The sequence below is a fragment of the Streptomyces sp. NPDC107521 genome, from assembly GCF_055598485.1.
In genome coordinates this window covers 336,985-354,230 of record NZ_JBVKAT010000002.1, presented here as the reverse complement: position 1 = coordinate 354,230, position 17,246 = coordinate 336,985, and the positions used below count along the sequence as shown (strand labels likewise).

The window sequence follows — 17,246 nt, the reverse complement described above, 5'->3', positions numbered from 1 at the left end:
CCTGCCGGACCACCTCTCCGGCCCCTCAGCCGGCCCGGCTGTCCTGTCTGCCCGGGTTGCGCTGTCTGCCGGCTGTCCTCTCCGGCCGCCCCCGCCACCTGGACGGCCGCCTTCCCCGGCCGCCTGCCCGGCCCGGCCGCCCTGCCCGGCCACATGGCCGGCAGCCCGCCCGACCGCCCGGCGGCGCGCTCACCCTGCGGGACCTGGCGGACCGTCCGGACCGGCCGTCCCGGCCGGTCAGGCCGACCCGGCGCGGGCCGGTGCCCGGTCCGCCCGGTCCGCCAGGTCCCACCGGTCCGGCCCACCGTCCGTTCCTCCAGGACCGCCCGGCGCCGGGTCCGCCGCGTCCGCGTGCTGCCCCTCGCGCCCCGCTGCCCGCCGTGCCTCCGCCCCCGGCGCCCGCGGGTCCCCGTCCGAGGGCGCGCCCTTCCCGCGGATCACGCCGCGTTCCGCCCGCGGGGGCGCCCTCCTCGCGCATCACGCCACGGGCGTCGCCGGGTCGGATGGTCACCCCGCGCAGCGGCCCGGCGAGCCGGACCACGCGCCGGCTCCGCGTCCGCCGGAACTTCCGCTCCCGTCCGAGAGGCGTCCAGGTCCGTGCGGACAGCGCGGGGGCAGCACCGGGGGGCGGCCGGGCGGTCGCCACCGGCAGGGAGGGGCAGCGGTCTTGCCCCCGGCCGGGGCCGTCGGTCCCTGGTCCGCTCCCCGCCCGCCCCGCAGACTCGGCCTGGGCACAGGTGACCCGCCAGACCCCGTCAGAACGCTAAGGAGCGCGCATGCCGACGTACCTCACCCCGGGCGTGTACGTGGAGGAGGTGCAGTCCGGTGCCCGCCCGATCGAGGGGGTCGGCACCGCCGTCGCCGCGTTCGTCGGGTTCGCCGGGAGCGGCCCGTTCCACACGCCGACGCTGGTCACCGGCTGGGACCAGTACACGCGGCTGTTCGGCGGCTTCACCGAGGGCACCTATCTGGCCCACGCCGTCTACGGCTACTTCGCCAACGGCGGCGGAGCCGCCTACGTCGTGCGCGTCGGCGGCTCCGCCGGGGACCCCTCCGCGCCCGCGGCCGGTGCCGGTTCCCCGGCGCTCGGCGGGGCGGCCGAGCCGGTGGAACTGGGCGGGTTCCTCCTCACCGCCCGGCCCGGCGTCACCGGGGTCTCCGTGGAGATCGCGGACGCGACCGGCGAGAACCCGCCCGAGGACCGCTTCCGGGTCCTGGTCCACCGGGGCGACCGGGTCGCGGAGACGTTCGAGGTCTCCACCCGCAAGAACGTCAAGAGCTACCTCGTCACCCAGCTCCGCGCCTCCAAGCTGGTCGAGGCCGTCGAGCGCCAGGACGCCGTCCCGTCCCGGCCCGCCGGGCAGACCGTGGCGCTGCCCGACGCCCCGGCCGCGCCCGCCGCGCCCCGCTCCGGGGAACCGGCCCGCCTCGACCCGGCCGAGTACGTCGGGGACGCGGCGGCCCGCACCGGCTTCGCGGGGCTGGAGACCATCGACGAGATCACCATGGTCGCGGTGCCCGACCTGATGAGCGCCCACCAGCGCGGCGACATCGACGCCGAGGGCGTGCGCACCGTGCAGCTCGCCGTGATCTCGCACTGCGAGCAGATGGGCGACCGGGTCGCCGTCCTCGACACCCCGCCCGGCCTCTCCGCCCAGCAGGTCCGCGCCTGGCGCAACGACGAGGCCGGCTACGACTCCCGGTACGCCAGCCTCTACTACCCGTGGGTGCGGGTCTTCGACCCGGCCGCCGGCCACAACACCACCGTCCCGCCGAGCGGTCACGTCGCCGGGGTCTGGGCGCGCAGCGACGCCGAGCGCGGGGTCCACAAGGCGCCCGCCAACGAGGTGATCCGCGGCGCCGTCGACCTGGAGACCCGGCTCAGCAAGGGCGAGCAGGACCTGCTCAACCCGATCGGCGTCAACTGCGTGCGTGCCTTCCCGGGCCGGGGCATCCGGATCTGGGGCGCCCGCACCCTCTCCTCCGACCCGGCCTGGCGTTATCTGAATGTGCGCCGCCTCTTCAACTACCTGGAGGAGTCCATCCTCCTGGGCACCCAGTGGGTGGTCTTCGAGCCGAACGACGACCGGCTCTGGTCGAGCATCCGGCGCAACGTCACGGCCTTCCTCACGGAGGAGTGGCGGCGGGGCGCGCTGTTCGGCCGCACCGCCGAGGAGGCGTTCTACGTCAAGTGCGACCGCGACAACAACCCGCAGGAGTCCATCGACCAGGGCCGGGTCGTCTGCGAGATCGGCGTCTCGCCGGTCAAGCCTGCGGAGTTCGTGGTGTTCCGGCTGGCCCAGTTCTCCGACAGCACCAGCCTCATCGACGAGTGACCCGCGGGTCGCAGGGAAAGGTGACAGACAGTCATGGCAACGGGCGACGCGCTTTCCACCCATGTCTTCGGCGTGCAGCTCGGCGGCTATCTCGTCGAGTCGGTCCAGGAGATCAGCGGACTGACGGTCGAGGAGGAGGTCGTCGAGGTCAAGCAGGTCAGCGCCGAGGGCAAGCAGATCATCCGCAAGCAGCCCGGGGCGCGGCAGGCCGGTGAGATCACGATCACCCGCGGGCTCGACCAGAGCAGCGAGTTCACCAAGTGGATCAAGGAGACCCTGAACAACGGGGCCGTGAACTCCGCGCGGCAGAACCTGACCATCGAGATCAAGGACTCCGAGGGCAACACCGTCCGCCGCATCCAGCTCATGCAGGGCTGGGCCTCGCGGTGGGAGGGCCCCTCGCTGCGGGCCGGTGAGTCGTCCCCGGCCACCGAGTCCGTCACGATCGTGTTCGAGGAGATCATCGTCGAATGAGACGGCGCACGGTGACCGCGGGCAACGTGGAGGAGATCCTCCGGGCCACGGACCCCGCCCGGACGGCGGAGCCGGCCGCCCCCGCATCCCCCGCACCCCCTCCGGCCGCGTCCTCCGCCGCCGCCGGGCACCGGGAGGAGCACGGGCTGCGCACGGAGTTCGAGTTCGAGCTGCCGCGCGGATACGTGGACGAGGCGGGGACGGTGCACCGCCACGGCTCGATGCGGCTGGCCACGGCCCGCGACGAGCTGCGGCCCCAGATCGACCTGCGGGTCAAGGAGAACCCCGCGTACCTCAGCGTGGTGCTGCTCAGCCAGGTGATCACCCGGATCGGCACCGTCACCGACGTGCACGCCGGGGTGGTGGAGCGGATGTACGCCACCGACGTCGCGTTCCTCCAGGACTTCTACCGGCGCGTCAACAGCGAGGGCCACACCCGCGCGGCGGTCACCTGCCCGCACTGCTCGGGCGGTTTCGAGGTCGACCTCTCGGGTGGGCGCCTGGGGGAATCGTGACGTACGCCCTTCCCCGGCTCCGGGAGGAGATCGCGTACATCGCCTACCACTTCCACTGGCCCCGTGAGGAGATCCTCGGCCTGACCCATGGCGAGCGCCGCCAGTGGGTGGACGAGATCGCCCGGATCAACACCCGCGTGAACGAAGGCGGTTAGCACATGGCATGGCGGGAGAAGTGGCGCCGCCGGTCCTCCCGGGGGACGGCAGCCGGTCCGGCGGCACCGTCCGCCGGGACGGCCGGGGCGGACGGCTCCCCGCGGACCGGTCCGCCGGCGGCGTCGGGCGGCGGGGGCTCCTCCGTGCCCGGGGACTGGGACGGCGGCTGGCGCGCCACCGCCCCGCCGGTGCTGACCGTGGCCCGCTCCCCGCTCGGCGTCAGCGACGGCCTCGCCTTCCGCTCGCGCCTGGCCGCCTGGCAGAACCCCGCCTTCGACACCGGTCTCGGCCACGCCCTGCTGCCGACGGCGCCCACCGGACTGGTCCGCGGCGTCACCCGCCCGGCGACCCCGCGGGCCGCCCGCGACGACGGGGGACCGCTGCTGCTCCGTGCGCTGCGACCGGAGAACGACGGCGGGCCGGGTGCGGAGGGTCCGGGCCCGGGGGCGGGCGCGCCGTCCCCGGACGGGCGGGCGCCGGGCCGGGCGCGGGGAGCGGCGGTTTCACGTGAAACACGGGTGGCGCCTGACGCGCCTTCCGCGTCGGCCCCGGAGCGGGCGTCCCGCCCGCTGGTGACCCGGGGCGGGCCGGGCGGCACGGGGCCCTCCGGGACCGCGTCCGGAACCTCGCCGGTTCCGGGCACACCATCGGGCGGGCCGGGCGCGTCCGGGACCTCCGCGTCCGGGACCCCGTCGGGTCCTTCCGGGGCCGGGCGGTCCGGAGGCGGGTCCGCCGGGACCGCGCCCTCCGTCGCCAGGGCGCCCCGGCGTGGCGGTACGTCGCCGGGGCCGGGTGCGGGGCACCGGGAGGCGTCCCGGGGCACGGAGGGCGGCACGGGAACGGGGGGTCCGGGAGGCGCGCCCGGCTCCGGTGCGCCGGGCGGCCCACGGGGCGTGCGCGGTACGGCTCCGTCGGCCGACGGGCACGGTGACCAGAGCGGGGCGGGGGCGTCCGGCGGCGCGGGCGGCTCGGCCGGTCCGGGGGTGTCCGGGGGCTCGGGCGGCGGGAGCGGTTCGGCTCGTGCCGGTGCCGGTGCCGGTGCCGGTGCCGGTGCCGGTGCCGGTGTTGGTGTTGGTGTTGGTGGTACGGGCGCGAGTGCGTCCGGGGGCGGTGGCGGTGCGTCCGGCCCGGAGGGGGCGGGCGGGCCGGACGGGCGTACGGCGCCGGGGGGCACCGGGGGTCCGGAGGGCGTCCGTGGCGCGGGGGAGTCCGGCCGGGGCCCGGCGGGACGCGGTCTCGTCTCCGGCGGTACCCCCCTCGCCCGGTCCCCGCTGTCCCCTCCGTCCTCCTCGTCCCCCGCCGTGCAGCGGTCCGCGCTGCCCGGTGCCGGGGCGGTCGTGGCACCCGACGGGGCCGGGCGGGCCCGTGCGGGGGCCTCGGGACTCCCGGTGGTCCGGGCGGTGCGGGTGGTGCCGGGGTCGGAGTCGCGCCCGTCCGCACCGGGTACGGCCGACCCTGCCGTGCGCACCGCCGGACCGGGGGCGTCCGGACCGGGGGCGTCCGGGCCGGGGGCGTCCGGGCCGGGTTCCACCGGGGGCGGGACGCGCGCCGGGGGGAGTGGCGCGGCCGTTCCGGTCCGTCCCGTGGGGCCCCCGAGGACGGTCGCCCGGCGTCCGGCGGCACCCGTACGCCGTCTTCCCGTACTGCGCCCCACCACTGCTCCGGCGCCCGCCATCGCATCGGCACCCGATGGTGCTCCGGCGTCCGGGGCGGCGGCGTCCGCCACCCGGCCGGGGGCGGACGGTGCGCCGGTGGCCTCCCGGTACGGCGCCCCGCTCGGCGGCCGGGAGCCCCTCGGTACGCCGTCGGCCGGACCTTCCGCCCCGGCCGGCGCTCCCTCCGCGTCTCCCGCGCCCGGAGGGCCCGGCGGTCCCGGGGCCGGACCGGCGCTGCCCGTCGTACGGCCCGCCGCGGAGGGTGCGCGGGGGCCTTCCGGCGATGCCCCGGGAACGGCCGACGGAGGGACGGGCCCCGGCGCGTCCGGGGGCGGCACGGCCGCGGGCGCGTCCGGCGGCGGCGCTCCGGCGGCGGGGAGCCGTGGTCCTGGGGCCGCCCCCGCCCACGGGACGGGAGCCCCCGCCCACGGGACGGCGGCCTCGGGGGCGGCGCCGACCACCGTGCGGAACCGGGCCGGGGGCGGCCCGGCGCCCTCCGGCGGCACTCCCGTGCGGAGCCGCGCGGGGCTCGGCGCGCCGCTGGGGGAACTGCCGCCCACGGCGGCGCCCCTGCGCGACGGCCCCGGTGGGCCACCGGCTCCGCCCGGTCCGGCGCTGCCCGTCCTGCGGTCCCGTTCCGACGGCGCGCGGGGTCCCGCCGGTGGCGTCCCGGGCGCGTCCGACGGGGCCCGGGGCGGCTCGGGAACGGCTGCGGAGGGCCCGCGCCCCGGTGCCGGGGCGAGGGCGCGCGGAGGGCTGGGCGCGCCGCTGCCCGCGCTTCCGCCCGGCGCGGAGCCCGCCAACTCCCACGGGTCCCGGGGCTCCTACGGCTCCCATGGCTCCGGTACGGGCGCCGGTACCGCCGACCGGCGTGCGGCGGGGACCGGGGCGGCGGCCGGCCGGACACCCGGCGGCACCGTGCCGCGTCCGCCGACGACCGCTCCCGGCGGTCCCGTGCCGCGCCCGCCGACGACCGCTCCCGGCGCGTCCGGCGGGCCCACGGTCCAGCGCGCCCCGGCCCGCGGCGCCGGGGGGCCCACGGCGGGGCAGGCACCGCTGCTGGGCAGCGGCCCGGGGGCCGAGGCCGCCCGCGCCCCCACCGCCCCCACCGCCACCGCTCCCGGGGCCGGGGCACCCGGAGCCGTGCGGCCCCCCGGGGCTCCCGGCACCCCCCTGGTGACGGCGCGTCCCGCGCCCACGGCCACCGCACCCGGCGCCGCCGCCGACGGAGCCACCCCGCCCACGCCGGCGGCGGGACCCTCGCCCCGCACGGCGCCCTTTGCCACCGCGCCCCGGTACGGAGCCTCCCTGCAGTCCGCCGCCGGGCCCACGGGCACCCCGTCCCCGGCGGGCGGCGGTCACCGTCCCCGTGGGGCGGCGCGTCCCGTCGTCGTCGCGCGGGCGGTGCGCGGGGGCGTTCGTGCCCCGCGCACCGTCGCTTCGCCGTCCCTGTCGCTGCTCGCCGCCCGGCCGCTGACCCTCAACACCCGGCCCGTGGAAGGGGCGGTGCCCGCCGCCGCGCCGCGTCCGTCCGGCCGTCCGGTGGTGGCGGCGCGCTGGCCCGGCGCGTCCGATCCCGTGGGCCCCGTGGCGCCCGCGCACGGCCCGGCCCACGCGGTGCCCGGACCCGGTACGGCACCGCCGCCCTCCGCCCACGACACCGCGCCGCGTCCGCCGGCCGTGCGCGCGCCGGGCCCGTGGAGCGCGGACGCGCCGCGCCCCGGTACCGCCGCGCCGCCGCCCGTGGTGGCGCTTCCGCCCGTGCAGCGGGCCGTCGCCCCCGGGCACCACCGGGCGCACGGCCCGGCCCCCGGCGCGGTCCCGGTCGTCCGGCCCGCGGCCCCGGCGGCGCCGCCCCCGGCCCCGGCGCGGACGCTGCCGGTCGGCGTGGCCCAGGCGCCCCCGCCCCCGGCACCCGTCCGGGCCGTCCCCGCCCGGCCCCCGGCACCGGCCGGGGTAGCGGCGCGGACGCCCGTGCAGCGGGACGTCACCGGCGTACCGGCCAGGGCGGCCCCCGCACCCGCTCCGGCCCCCGCGCCGCCGCCCGCCTCCGCCGGGGCCGGGCCGGACTCGCCGCAGGACCCCGGTCTCGACCTGGACGACCTGGCGCGCCGTCTGCTCGATCCGGTGGCCCGTCTGCTCCGGACCGAACTGCGGCGCGGCCGGGACCGCACGGGCCGTCCGCACGACGGCCGCCGCTGACGGCGCCGCCGACGGGCGCACGGGCCCGGCCGCCCGGGGGCCGGCACCGCCCGGCCCGGCACCGCACGATCGCGACACGCTCGGCAGCAGGACCGCACGACTTCGGCACCGCACGGCGGCGGGACCGCACGGCGGCAGGACCGCACGGCGGCAGGACCGCACGGAACGGCAGCGCAGGACGACCACCGGCACGGCGACGGCGCCGCGCGACGGGGAACGGAGAACGGGGAACGGCCCATGACGGACAGCATCTTCGCGACGAGCGTGTTCTTCCGGCTCGCGATCGGCGGCAATGACCTGGGTGCCTTCCACACCTGCTCCGGCATGGGCGCCGAGGTCGAGATGGAGAGCTACGCCGAGGGCGGCAACAACGGGTTCACCTGGCAGCTCCCCGGGCGGGTGACGTGGTCCAACATCACGCTCACCCGGCCGGTCACCGCCGACACCGCGAAGATCGGCCGCTGGCTGGACGAGACGCTGCGGCGGGTGGAGCCCAAGGACGGCGAGATCGTGGCGCTCCGCCCGGACCTGACGCGGATCATCGGCTGGCAGGTGTTCGGGATCGTCCCGGTGCGCTGGCAGGGACCGTCCTTCGACCCCGCCGACTCCCGGGCGGCGGTGGAGACGCTGGAGATCGCCCACGAGGGCCTCCGCCCCTCCTGACCGGCGCCGCCGCGCGCCCCGCCGCCCGCGCCGGGAACCCTCCCCGGCCGCCGCCCCGAAGATCCCGCCCCCCGATCGCCCCGTTCACCCGAGACCCGACCCGTTCGACCGGAAGGAGTCCCCGCCATGTCCCCAGCGGTCCGCGCCAGCCGGGCCCGGGCTCAGCTCACCCTTCAGGAGCCCCCCGCCTCGGTCGGCGCGAAGCCCGGCGGGACCATCGCGCGGCTGGATCTCCAGTTCAACCCCTCCTCCCTGCAACTGCGCAAGACCACCGAGTGGCGCCGCTCCCCGTCCCGGATGGCGGGCCAGTCGGCGCTGCCCGAGTTCGTCGGCAGCGGTCCGCGCGAGCTGAGCCTGGAGGTGTTCCTGGACGCCACCGCCACCCACGACGACGCGGTGGAGCAGGCGGTGGAGAAGCTGATGAAGGCGTGCGTGCCGACCCCGGCCAGTCTGGGCCGCAAGAAGCCGGCCAGCCCGTGGGTGCGGTTCGAGTGGGGCACCGCGCGGACCACCGCGTTCGACGGGGTGCTCTCCAGCCTCTCGGTCACCTACACCCTGTTCGACGTGGACGGGAAGCCGCTGCGGGCCACCTGCGCGCTGTCCATCGAGGAGGCCAGCGTCGACCCGCGCGGCCAGAACCCCACCTCCGGCGCGCGCACCGCCCGCAGCACGCACACCGTGGTGGCCGGCGACAGCCTGGCGCTGCTGGCCTGGCGGGAGTACGGCGACGCGACGGTCTGGCGGGTGATCGCGGAGGCCAACGGAATCGACGACCCGATGGCGCTCGTGCCCGGCACCGAACTGGTGGTGCCGGGGCTGCGGGACGAAGGGGGCGAGGAGGAGCGGTGAGCGGTACGGAGACGACGGGCGGGCGGTCGTTCGCGGCGGACCCGGTCGTGGAGGCGCCCGGTGAACTGCCCCCGGTCTGGGCGGCGCAGCTCGTGCACTGCGTGGTGGACGAGAACGTGGGCCTGCCCGACGCGGCGGTGCTCACCTTCCGCGATCCCGACCACGAGTTCCTGCGGGCGACCGGCGTCACCATCGGCGTCCCGCTGCGGGTCTCCGTGGTGACGGCGTCCGGGCAGGGGCGGGAGCGGCTGTTCAGCGGCGAGGTGACGGCCCTGGAGCTGGACCGGGACCGCACGGGCTCCTTCACGGTGGTGCGCGCCCTGTCCAAGGCGCACCGCCTCCAGCGCGGCCGCAAGGTGGTGGCCTTCCGGAACATGACGGCGGCGGCCATCGTCCGCAAGGTGGCGGCCGGGGCCGGGCTGTCCTGCGGCACGGTGCAGGCCGCTCCGGTCACCTACCGGCAGCTCTCGCAGGCCAACGTCTCCGACTGGGACTTCCTCCAGCACCTCGCGGGGGAGAGCGGCGCCCAGGTGCGCGTGGACGACCAGGGGGTGCTCCAGTTCACCCGGCCGCGCCCGGCCTCGGGGGCGCCCGCGCCGTCCACCCCGGCGAACCGGGACCCGATGGTGCTGGAGTACGGGCGGAACCTGCTGGCGCTGAGGGCCTCGCTGTCGGCGTCGGACGGCGCCTCGCAGGTGGAGGTGCGCGGCTGGGACGTCACCACCAAGCGGCCCCTGGTCTCCCGGCAGCGCTCGGTGGACAGCGAGACGGCGGTGCCGGGGCTGGGCCCGGCGGTGTCCGCCCGGTTCGGCGCGGCGGCGAAGGTGACGGTGGCCGACACCCCGTACGGCACGCAGGCCGAGACCGCGGCGGTCGCGGACGCGGTGGCCGCCCGGGTCAGCGCGGGCTTCGCCGAGCTGGAGGCCGTGGTGGAGGGCAACCCGCGGCTGCGCGCCGGGGAGCCGGTCGCGCTCGGCAACGTCGGGCAGGCGTTCTCCGGCCGCTACACGACGACGGCGGTGCAGCACGTCCTGGAGCCGCACGGCGGCTACCGCACGACGGTCTGGGTCAGCGCCAGCCCGGACCGCTCGCTGACGGGTCTGGTCGGCGGCGCCGCCGCCGGGCCGGACCGGGGGCCCCGGATGCCGGGTCTGGCGATCGGCGTGGTGACCGACGTCCGTGAACCCGGCGGTGCCGAGCGCGGCGCGGTGCGGCTGCGGTTCCCGTGGCTCGACGACACGTACACCACGGACTGGGTGCGCACCGTGCAGTGGGGCGGCAGGGGCGGCGGGGGCGTGGTCAGCCCTGAGGTCAACGACGAGGTCCTGGTCGGCTTCGAACAGGGGCTCCTGGACAGCCCGTACGTCATCGGCGGGCTCTACAACGGTGTCGACGGGCCCTCCCCGCACGACGTGCCGCTGGTCGACTCCACCAGCGGCAGGATCAACCGCCGTTCCGTGGTGTCCCGTTCGGGCCACCGGGTGGAGCTGCTGGACGCCCCCGCGCCGGGGCCGTCCGGGCTGCGGCTGATGACCGGCGACGAACGCCTCGAAGTGCGCCTGGACGACCGGCGGGACCGGATCGAGCTGACGGTCTACGCCGGGCGGGGCCGGGCGCTGACGTCGGTCCTGCTCGACAAGGACGGCATCACGCTGGACGCGGGGCGCGGCGGGGTGACCGTGCGGGGCGCCCGGGTGGACCTCGACGCCACCGGAGCGGTCACGGTCGGCGGCCGGTCGGTGAAGGTCTCCGGCACGTCGGACGTCACCGTGGACGGCGGCCTGCTGGGCGTCCTCAAGGCCCGCCTCGTCCGGATCAACTGAGGCGGCCCCATGCCCGCGCCCACGGCCCCCGCGCCCACGGCCCCGGTGTTCACCGTGCCCGTGCCGCCGGGCCCCGCGCCCGCCGTTCCCGCGCCCGCCGTCCCGGTGTTCACCGTGCTCGTGCCGCCGGGCCCCGTGCCGCCGGGCCCCGCGCCCATGGCCCCCGCGCCCGCCGTTCCCGTCGCTGCCCGTCCGCCGTCCGCGCGCGGCGGCACCGGTGGCACGGGGGCCGGGCGCGTCCTCCCCGTCCCGCCGCTCCCGGGGCGGACCGCGCCGCCGGGCCCGGCCGCGACCGTGTCCTCGATGTCCTCGATCCATGACCGCGATCCGGGCCCCCGGGCCCGGGACCTTCCGCCAGGGCCTCTCGTCCGGATCAGGCCGGGCTCGCGGGGTCCGGCACCGCACCTCGCCGCGCTGTCGTCGGTCGCCAGGGCTCCGCCCCGACCCCCTCCTCCGCCTCGCGACGCACGGCGCCAGACCCCGCTCCCCGATCCGGCCCGATCCGGCCCGATCCAAACGAAAGACCCTAGGAGTGCCGCATGCCAGCCGCAGCCCGTACCGGTGACCCCACCAGTCACGGCGGTCTGATCACCACCCCGCCGCCCGGGGCCGCCGCGGCCGTGGCGACGGTGCTGATCGGCGGTCTGCCCGCCGCCGTCGTGGGCAGCCTGCACGTCTGCCCGCTCCCCCCGCACGCCGCCCTCGGACCCGCCGACGTGGTGCTGCCCTCCCCGGCCGCCGCCGTCGGGGGAGCCGTCCTCGTCGGCGGGCTCCCGGCCGCGCGGGCCGGTGACCGCACCGCCTGCGGGGCCACCATCCTGACCGGCGCCCAGAGTGTGCGGATCGGGGGCCTGTGATGAGCGAGCGGTTCGTCGGCCGCGGCTGGGCCTTCCCGCTGCGGGTCGGCCCGACCGGCGGCATCGCGCTGGTCGAACGGGACCGGGAGATCGCGGAGGCCATCCGCCTCGTCCTCGGCACCGCGCCCGGCGAGCGCCCCATGCGCCCCGACTTCGGCTGCGGCATCCACGACTACGTCTTCGCGCCGGGCGACGGCGCCACCGCCGGACGCGTCGCCCGCCAGGTGCGCGCCGCGCTGGAGCGGTGGGAGCCGCGCATCGCCGTGGACGACGTGGTGGTCGCCTTCGACGCCGTCGAGGCCGGCACCCTCTACATCGACGTCCACTACACCGTGCGCTCCACCAACGACCGCCGGAACCTCGTCTTCCCCTTCTATACGATCCCCTCCGACGAGGGCGCCGGGGAACGGGGCGCCGGCTGATGGCCCTTCCCTCCCCCAACCTGGACGACCGCCGCTTCCAGCAGCTCGTCGACGAGGCCAAGCGGTACGTGCAGCAGCGCGCCCCGGAGTGGACCGACCACAACGTCTCCGACCCGGGCGTCACCCTGATCGAGACCTTCGCCTACCTCGTCGACCAGCTCCTCTACCGGCTGAACCGGGTCCCGGACAAGAACTACACCGCCTTCCTCGACCTGCTCGGCATCCGCCTGTTCCCCCCGGCCGCCGCCGGGGCCGAGGTCGACTTCTGGCTCTCGGCGCCCCAGCCCGACACCGTCGTGCTGCCGCCGGGCACCGAGGTCACCACCGCGGGCGGCGAGGGCGACGACGCCGTCGTCTTCGCCACCACCGGCGAACTGCGCATCGTGCCCAGTGAACTGGTCCGGCTGGTGACCGCGCCCCGCTCCGGCGAGCAGACCGACCGGACCGGGCTGCTCGACGAGGGCCGCGACGTGCGGTGCTTCCGGGCCGCCCCGGAGCCCGGCGACGCCCTGCTGTTCGGCCTGCCGGTGGCGGTGCCGCGCTGCGTCGTCGCCGTCCGCCTGGACAGCCGTGTCGAGGGCGTCGGCGTCGACCCGCGCCAGCCCCCGCTGGTGTGGGAGGCGTGGGACGGCGGCGGCTGGCGGGCCTGCGAGACCGGCACCGACACCACCGGCGGCCTCAACCGGCCCGGCGAGATCATCGTCCATGTGCCCGCCGGGCACACCGCGTCGGTGATCGGCGGCACCCGGGCGGGCTGGCTGCGCTGCCGGGTCACCGAGCCCGAACCGGGCCAGCCCTTCTACTCCGAGTCCCCGACCGTCCGCGAGGCCGCCGTGTTCACCGTCGGCGGCACCATGTCCGCCGAGCACGCCGAGACCGTCACCGACGTGCCGCTCGGCACCTCGGAGGGGGTCGCCGGGCAGACGTTCCGGCTCGACCGGCCGCCCGTGCTGCTGGACGGCGAACCGCCGCTGGTCGAGGTCTCCTCGGCCGACGGCTGGGAACGCTGGGAGGTGGTGGAGCACTTCGGCCGCTCCGGCCCCGGCGACCGGCACGTCCGGGTCGACGCCACCACCGGCGAGTTCGCCTTCCCGCCGGTGCTGCGCGAACCGGACGGCACCCTGCGCCACCTGGGCGCCGTCCCGGCCAAGGGCGCCCGGATCCGCGTCGCCCGCTACCGCACCGGCGGCGGCCCGGCCGGCAACGTGGCCCGGGGCGCCGTCTCCGTGCTGCGCAGCTCCGTCCCGTACATCGCCCGGGTCACCAACCGGGAGGCGGCGCGCGGCGGGGTCGCCGGGGAGACCGTCGCCAACGCCAAGCTGCGGGCGCCGGACGCGCTGCGCATGCAGGAGCGGGCGGTGACCGCCGGGGACCACGAGACCATCGCCCGCCAGGCCGCGCCCTCGGTGCGCCGGGTGCGCTGCCTCCCGGCGGGCGGCGCGGGCGCGGTGCGGGTGCTGGTGGTGCCGGACGCGGTGCCCGACGAGGGCGACCGGCTCCGCTTCGAGCAGCTCATCCCCTCCGAGCAGGTGCTCCGCGCGATCACCGGGAGCCTCGACGAACGGCGGCTGATCGGCACCCGGCTCGTCGTGGAGCCGCCGGTCTACCAGGGCGTCACCGTGGTGGCCCGGCTGGTGGCCGCGCCCGGCGACACCGACCGGGTGCGCGAGGCCGCGCTCGGCGCGCTCTTCGCCCACCTCGACCCGTTGCGCGGCGGACCCGAGGGCACCGGCTGGCCGTTCGGGCGTCCGGTGCAGTACGGGGAGGTCTTCGGGGTGCTCCAGCGCGCCGCGGGCAACGCCCTGGTGGAGGACGTCCGGCTGTTCCCCGCCGACCCCGTCACCGGGCGGCGCGGCGCACCCGTCGACCGCATCGACCTGGGCGCGGGCGCCCTGGTCTTCTCCTACCAGCACCAGGTCGTGGTCACCGCCGCCGCCGGACCGGAGGAACGGGGATGAGCCGCGCCGCCGTGCCCGGGCTGCCGAGCCGCCACCCCATCGGCGGGGCGCTGCCCGCCCTGTACGCCGAGGACGACCTGGCGCAGCGGTTCACCGCCGGGCTGGACACGGTCCTCGCCCCGGTCTTCGCGACCCTCGACAACCTGCCCGCCTACCTCGATCCGCGTCTCGCCCCGGCCGACTTCCTGGTCTGGCTGGCGTCCTGGGTGGGCGCCGACGACGATCCCGGCCGCCCCCTGGCGGTGCGCCGGGAGGCGGTCGGCCGCGCGGTGGAGCTGCACCGGTGGCGCGGCACCCGGCGCGGGCTGGTCGAGGCGCTGCGGCTCTCCCTCGGCGTGGGCGCCGACGTCACCGGGGACGGGGGCGCGCTCTGGTCGGGCACGGCGGGCGCGGAGCCGCCGCCCGAGCCGGACGCGCCGCCGCTGGTCCGGGTCTGGCCGGGCCCGGGGACCGCGCCGGGGGCCGCCGTGGACGCCGACCGCGTCCACCGGATCGTCCGGGCGATGTGCCCGGTGCACACCGACTGCCGGGTGGAGGTCCTTTCCGGGCCGCCCGCCGACGAAGGGAGGTGACGCCATGCGCGCCTGTCCCGCGTGCGGGGCGTCCAACGGCCCCGGGGACGACTTCTGCGGCAACTGCGGCGCGTACCTGGGCTGGTCGGACAGCCCGCCGCCGCGCCACGGGGGGCCGGAGCCGGAACCGCCCGCGCCGGACGCCGGGCCCGGCGGGGACGCGCGCCCGCCGGGCGGGTCGTCGGGCGCGCCGGTATCGGCGCCGGACCGGGCACCGGGTGCGGACCGGGGGCCGGGTGCGGGGGAGGGCGACCCACCCGGTGCGGACGCGGGTGTCCTGCCGGGCCGGGGCGGGGGGAACGGGCCGTCGGCGTCCGGAGCGGCGCCGACGGCGGCCCCGGCCGGGCGGCCGGATACGACGCCTGCCGCGTCCACGGCTTCGCCTGCCGCGTCCACGGCTTCGCCTGCCGCGTCCACGGCTTCGCCGGACGGGGCGGCGGGGGCAACGGGTCCCGGCCGGGAGCCGGACGGGCGTCCGGGGGCGGGGCAGGACGCGATGCCGGGGCCGGACGCGGGGCCCGACCGGGACGCGGGGCCGGGCCGGGACGCGGACGTGGTCCCGGGACCCGACGGGGTCCGCGGTCCGTCCGCCGGTCCGTCCGCCGGGTCCTCCGCCGGGTCCTCCCCCCTCGCGGTCCCCGATCCGACCTCGGTTCCGGCTCCTGAACCGACCCCTGAACCGGCCCCGGGGGAGTCCGTCGGGGAGTCCCCGGGGGCGCCCCCTGTCCGACCCGTTGACCCGCCCTCAGGTCCGGCTCCCGCGTCGGTGACCGCTCCGGGTGGTCCCGCGTCCCCTCCCGGTCCCGGTGCGGCCACTGCGGGCGGCGCTCCGCCGGGGTCCGTCCCCGGGGCGCGGCCGGGGTCCGTGCCGGTTCCGGACGGGACCCGTGACCGCACGGGGAGCGGCACCGGCGGCGGGGACGCGAGCGGGCGCGGCGCCCGGGGCGGGGACGCGAGCGGGACCGGTGGCGGGGACGGGGCCGCCGTGCCCCCGTCCCGTATCCCGCCCCCGTCCACCCCGCCGTCCCGCGTCGCGTCGCTGCGTGCCCGGCTGGCGGGACGGGTCCGTCACCGGGGCGGCCCCGAGCACTCCGATCCCGGTCCCGGCTCAGGGCACCCCGAGCCCGGCCCTGGCACCGGCTCCGGCCACTCCGGCACCGCCCCCGCACGTCCCCAGCCCGGCCCCGGACGCACGGACCCCGGTCAAGGGACCCCGGTCCCCGGCGCGGGCCCGGACGCCGTCCCCGCGCCCGACGCCGTCCCCTCCCCGCCCCCCGCGCGCCGCCCCGCCCCGGAGGCGCCCTCCGTCCCGCGGAGTGGTTCCGTCCCCGGGAGGGCGGGCGCCCCGGACAGTCCCGGCCCCCGCTCCCCGTCCGCCCCCGCGCCGTCCCCGCCGTCCGCCCCCGCGCCGTCCGCTCCGGAGCCCGTGATGCCGGTGCGGCCGGCGAAGCCCGTGGCGGCCCGGCCGACCGTGCGCCCCGTGCCCGTACCGGACGAGGTGACCGGGCCGCCGTGCCCCTCGTGCGGGACGCCCAACCCGGTGGGCCGGCGGTTCTGCCGCCGCTGCGCCACCCCGCTGAACCGGGCCGCGAAGCCCGCCCCGCTGCCCTGGTGGCGGACCGTGTGGCCGTTCCGCCGCCGGGTGCGGGCGAGTTCGGGCCGGGGGGTGCGGCTGCTGGTGGTCCTGGCCGTCGTCGCGGCCCTCGCCGTGGCCGGTGTGCTGCTGGTCCCGGCCGGACGCGCGCTGTACGAGGACGTGCGGGACAAGACGAGCAAGCCCAGGGCCATCACCCCCGTGTCCGTCGAGGCCGACCAGGAGCTGCCCGGGTACCCGGCCGCCAACACCACGGACGGGCTGAGCAACCGCTACTGGGGCGTGTCCGGGCCGGGCGCGGAGGTGACGTACACCTTCGGCAAGCCGTTCCGGCTGTTCGAGCTGTCCGTCGTCAACGGCCCCTCCCGGCAGCCGCAGGAGTACCGGCGCCAGGGACGGGCGCTGGAGCTGGAGCTGGAGATCACCCGGGGCGACGGGGGGACGGAGCACCGGCGGATCACCCTCAGCGACAAGCCGGGCGCGCAGTACTTCCCCATGGGGATCAGCGACGTGCGGACGGTGCGCCTGGTCCTGGGCTCGCCCGTCGGCCTGGGCGGCGGCCGGCATCTGGCGCTGGCGGAGGTGGAGTTCTTCGAACGCGGCTGACGGGGCGGCCCCCGCGCCGGGTGCCGCCCGCCCCCGCCGCCCCGGCTCCCGTCCGCCCCGTCCGTCCCCGCCCGTGGCGCGGGCCGCCGGGAGCCCCGCCCCCGGGCCGGGTCCCCGGCGGCTTTTCACGCCACGGGGGGCGGTGCGGGGGCGCGGGGCTGAATAAGCTCTGCTGTCATGTCGAACCCTGATGAGCTGCTCGTCGCCATCTCCGCCGCGGTGGAGTCCGGACGAAGCAATCAGATGTCACTGACCGTGGTCGTCGGCGGGGCCGTCATCACCGGTCGGCTCGCCCCGGAGGCCGTGTGGCGGAAGCGGGTGGCGGAGGTCCTCAAGGACTCGGACCACCTCGGACCCTTCTCCGACGTCTTCGAACAGGGCCCGGACGAGGCCGGCCCCGGCCGCCCCCGCACCCCCGCACACCTGCACTTCCACCTCGCCCGCATCCTCCAGGGCAGCGTCGGCATCCCGGAGACGGGCGGCATGTACCGCGTCGCGATCGAGGACGTCAGCGCCTGGACCGTGGGCGACCTCCGCTACTTCGACCAGTGAGACCCCCGCCCC

General features: G+C 78.3%; 14 protein-coding genes. All 14 read left to right on the top strand.

The genetic code is table 11. From position 1 onward, the window contains the following. Window positions 1-776: 776 nt before the first annotated feature. The 14 genes from ACZ7LB_RS04640 (at window position 777) to ACZ7LB_RS04575 (ending at window position 17,234) form a co-directional block, all read left to right on the top strand. Complete coding sequence (locus tag ACZ7LB_RS04640) at window positions 777-2,336, top strand: phage tail sheath family protein (protein WP_471465366.1); 1,560 nt, start codon at window positions 777-779, stop codon at window positions 2,334-2,336. A 33-nt stretch (window positions 2,337-2,369) separates the two neighbouring features. Next, window positions 2,370-2,810, top strand: a complete 441-nt coding sequence (locus ACZ7LB_RS04635) for a phage tail protein (RefSeq protein WP_161226010.1) — start codon at window positions 2,370-2,372, stop codon at window positions 2,808-2,810. Further along, window positions 2,807-3,325, top strand: a complete 519-nt coding sequence (locus ACZ7LB_RS04630; RefSeq protein ID WP_471465365.1) for a hypothetical protein — start codon at window positions 2,807-2,809, stop codon at window positions 3,323-3,325. Before ACZ7LB_RS04635 ends, ACZ7LB_RS04630 begins: the two co-directional genes overlap by 4 nt. Continuing rightward, complete coding sequence (locus tag ACZ7LB_RS04625; RefSeq protein ID WP_265292015.1) at window positions 3,322-3,480, top strand: DUF6760 family protein; 159 nt, start codon at window positions 3,322-3,324, stop codon at window positions 3,478-3,480. Before ACZ7LB_RS04630 ends, ACZ7LB_RS04625 begins: the two co-directional genes overlap by 4 nt. Before the next feature lie 3,630 nt (window positions 3,481-7,110). Continuing rightward, entirely contained in the window at window positions 7,111-7,338 is a 228-nt protein-coding gene (locus ACZ7LB_RS04620) for a hypothetical protein (RefSeq protein WP_471465364.1), read from the top strand. 237 nt (window positions 7,339-7,575) lie between these two features. Then, the gene (locus ACZ7LB_RS04615; RefSeq protein ID WP_161226008.1) at window positions 7,576-8,001 is read left to right on the top strand and encodes a phage tail protein; all 426 of its coding nucleotides are present in this window, start codon (window positions 7,576-7,578) and stop codon (window positions 7,999-8,001) included. A gap of 126 nt (window positions 8,002-8,127) precedes the next feature. Further along, window positions 8,128-8,850 (top strand): CIS tube protein, encoded by a 723-nt coding sequence (locus ACZ7LB_RS04610; RefSeq protein ID WP_471465363.1) that lies wholly within the window; start codon window positions 8,128-8,130, stop codon window positions 8,848-8,850. Next, a complete protein-coding gene (locus ACZ7LB_RS04605; RefSeq protein ID WP_471465362.1) occupies window positions 8,847-10,673 on the top strand; it encodes a VgrG-related protein in 1,827 nt (608 codons plus the stop codon). The genes ACZ7LB_RS04610 and ACZ7LB_RS04605 overlap by 4 nt, the downstream gene beginning before the upstream one ends. 539 nt (window positions 10,674-11,212) lie before the next feature. Continuing rightward, window positions 11,213-11,530, top strand: a complete 318-nt coding sequence (locus ACZ7LB_RS04600; RefSeq protein ID WP_161226005.1) for a PAAR domain-containing protein — start codon at window positions 11,213-11,215, stop codon at window positions 11,528-11,530. Next, a complete protein-coding gene (locus ACZ7LB_RS04595; protein ID WP_471465361.1) occupies window positions 11,530-11,952 on the top strand; it encodes a GPW/gp25 family protein in 423 nt (140 codons plus the stop codon). Before ACZ7LB_RS04600 ends, ACZ7LB_RS04595 begins: the two co-directional genes overlap by 1 nt. Further along, the gene (locus tag ACZ7LB_RS04590) at window positions 11,952-13,910 is read left to right on the top strand and encodes a putative baseplate assembly protein (RefSeq protein ID WP_471465360.1); all 1,959 of its coding nucleotides are present in this window, start codon (window positions 11,952-11,954) and stop codon (window positions 13,908-13,910) included. The genes ACZ7LB_RS04595 and ACZ7LB_RS04590 overlap by 1 nt, the downstream gene beginning before the upstream one ends. Continuing rightward, on the top strand, window positions 13,907-14,482 hold the full coding sequence (locus ACZ7LB_RS04585; protein ID WP_471465359.1) for a phage tail protein: 576 nt from the start codon (window positions 13,907-13,909) through the stop codon (window positions 14,480-14,482). The genes ACZ7LB_RS04590 and ACZ7LB_RS04585 overlap by 4 nt, the downstream gene beginning before the upstream one ends. A 1,480-nt stretch (window positions 14,483-15,962) precedes the next feature. Next, the gene (locus ACZ7LB_RS04580; RefSeq protein WP_471465358.1) at window positions 15,963-16,682 is read left to right on the top strand and encodes a zinc ribbon domain-containing protein; all 720 of its coding nucleotides are present in this window, start codon (window positions 15,963-15,965) and stop codon (window positions 16,680-16,682) included. 177 nt (window positions 16,683-16,859) lie between these two features. Continuing rightward, a complete protein-coding gene (locus tag ACZ7LB_RS04575; RefSeq protein ID WP_161226000.1) occupies window positions 16,860-17,234 on the top strand; it encodes a hypothetical protein in 375 nt (124 codons plus the stop codon). The last annotated feature ends 12 nt before the right edge of the window (window positions 17,235-17,246 follow it).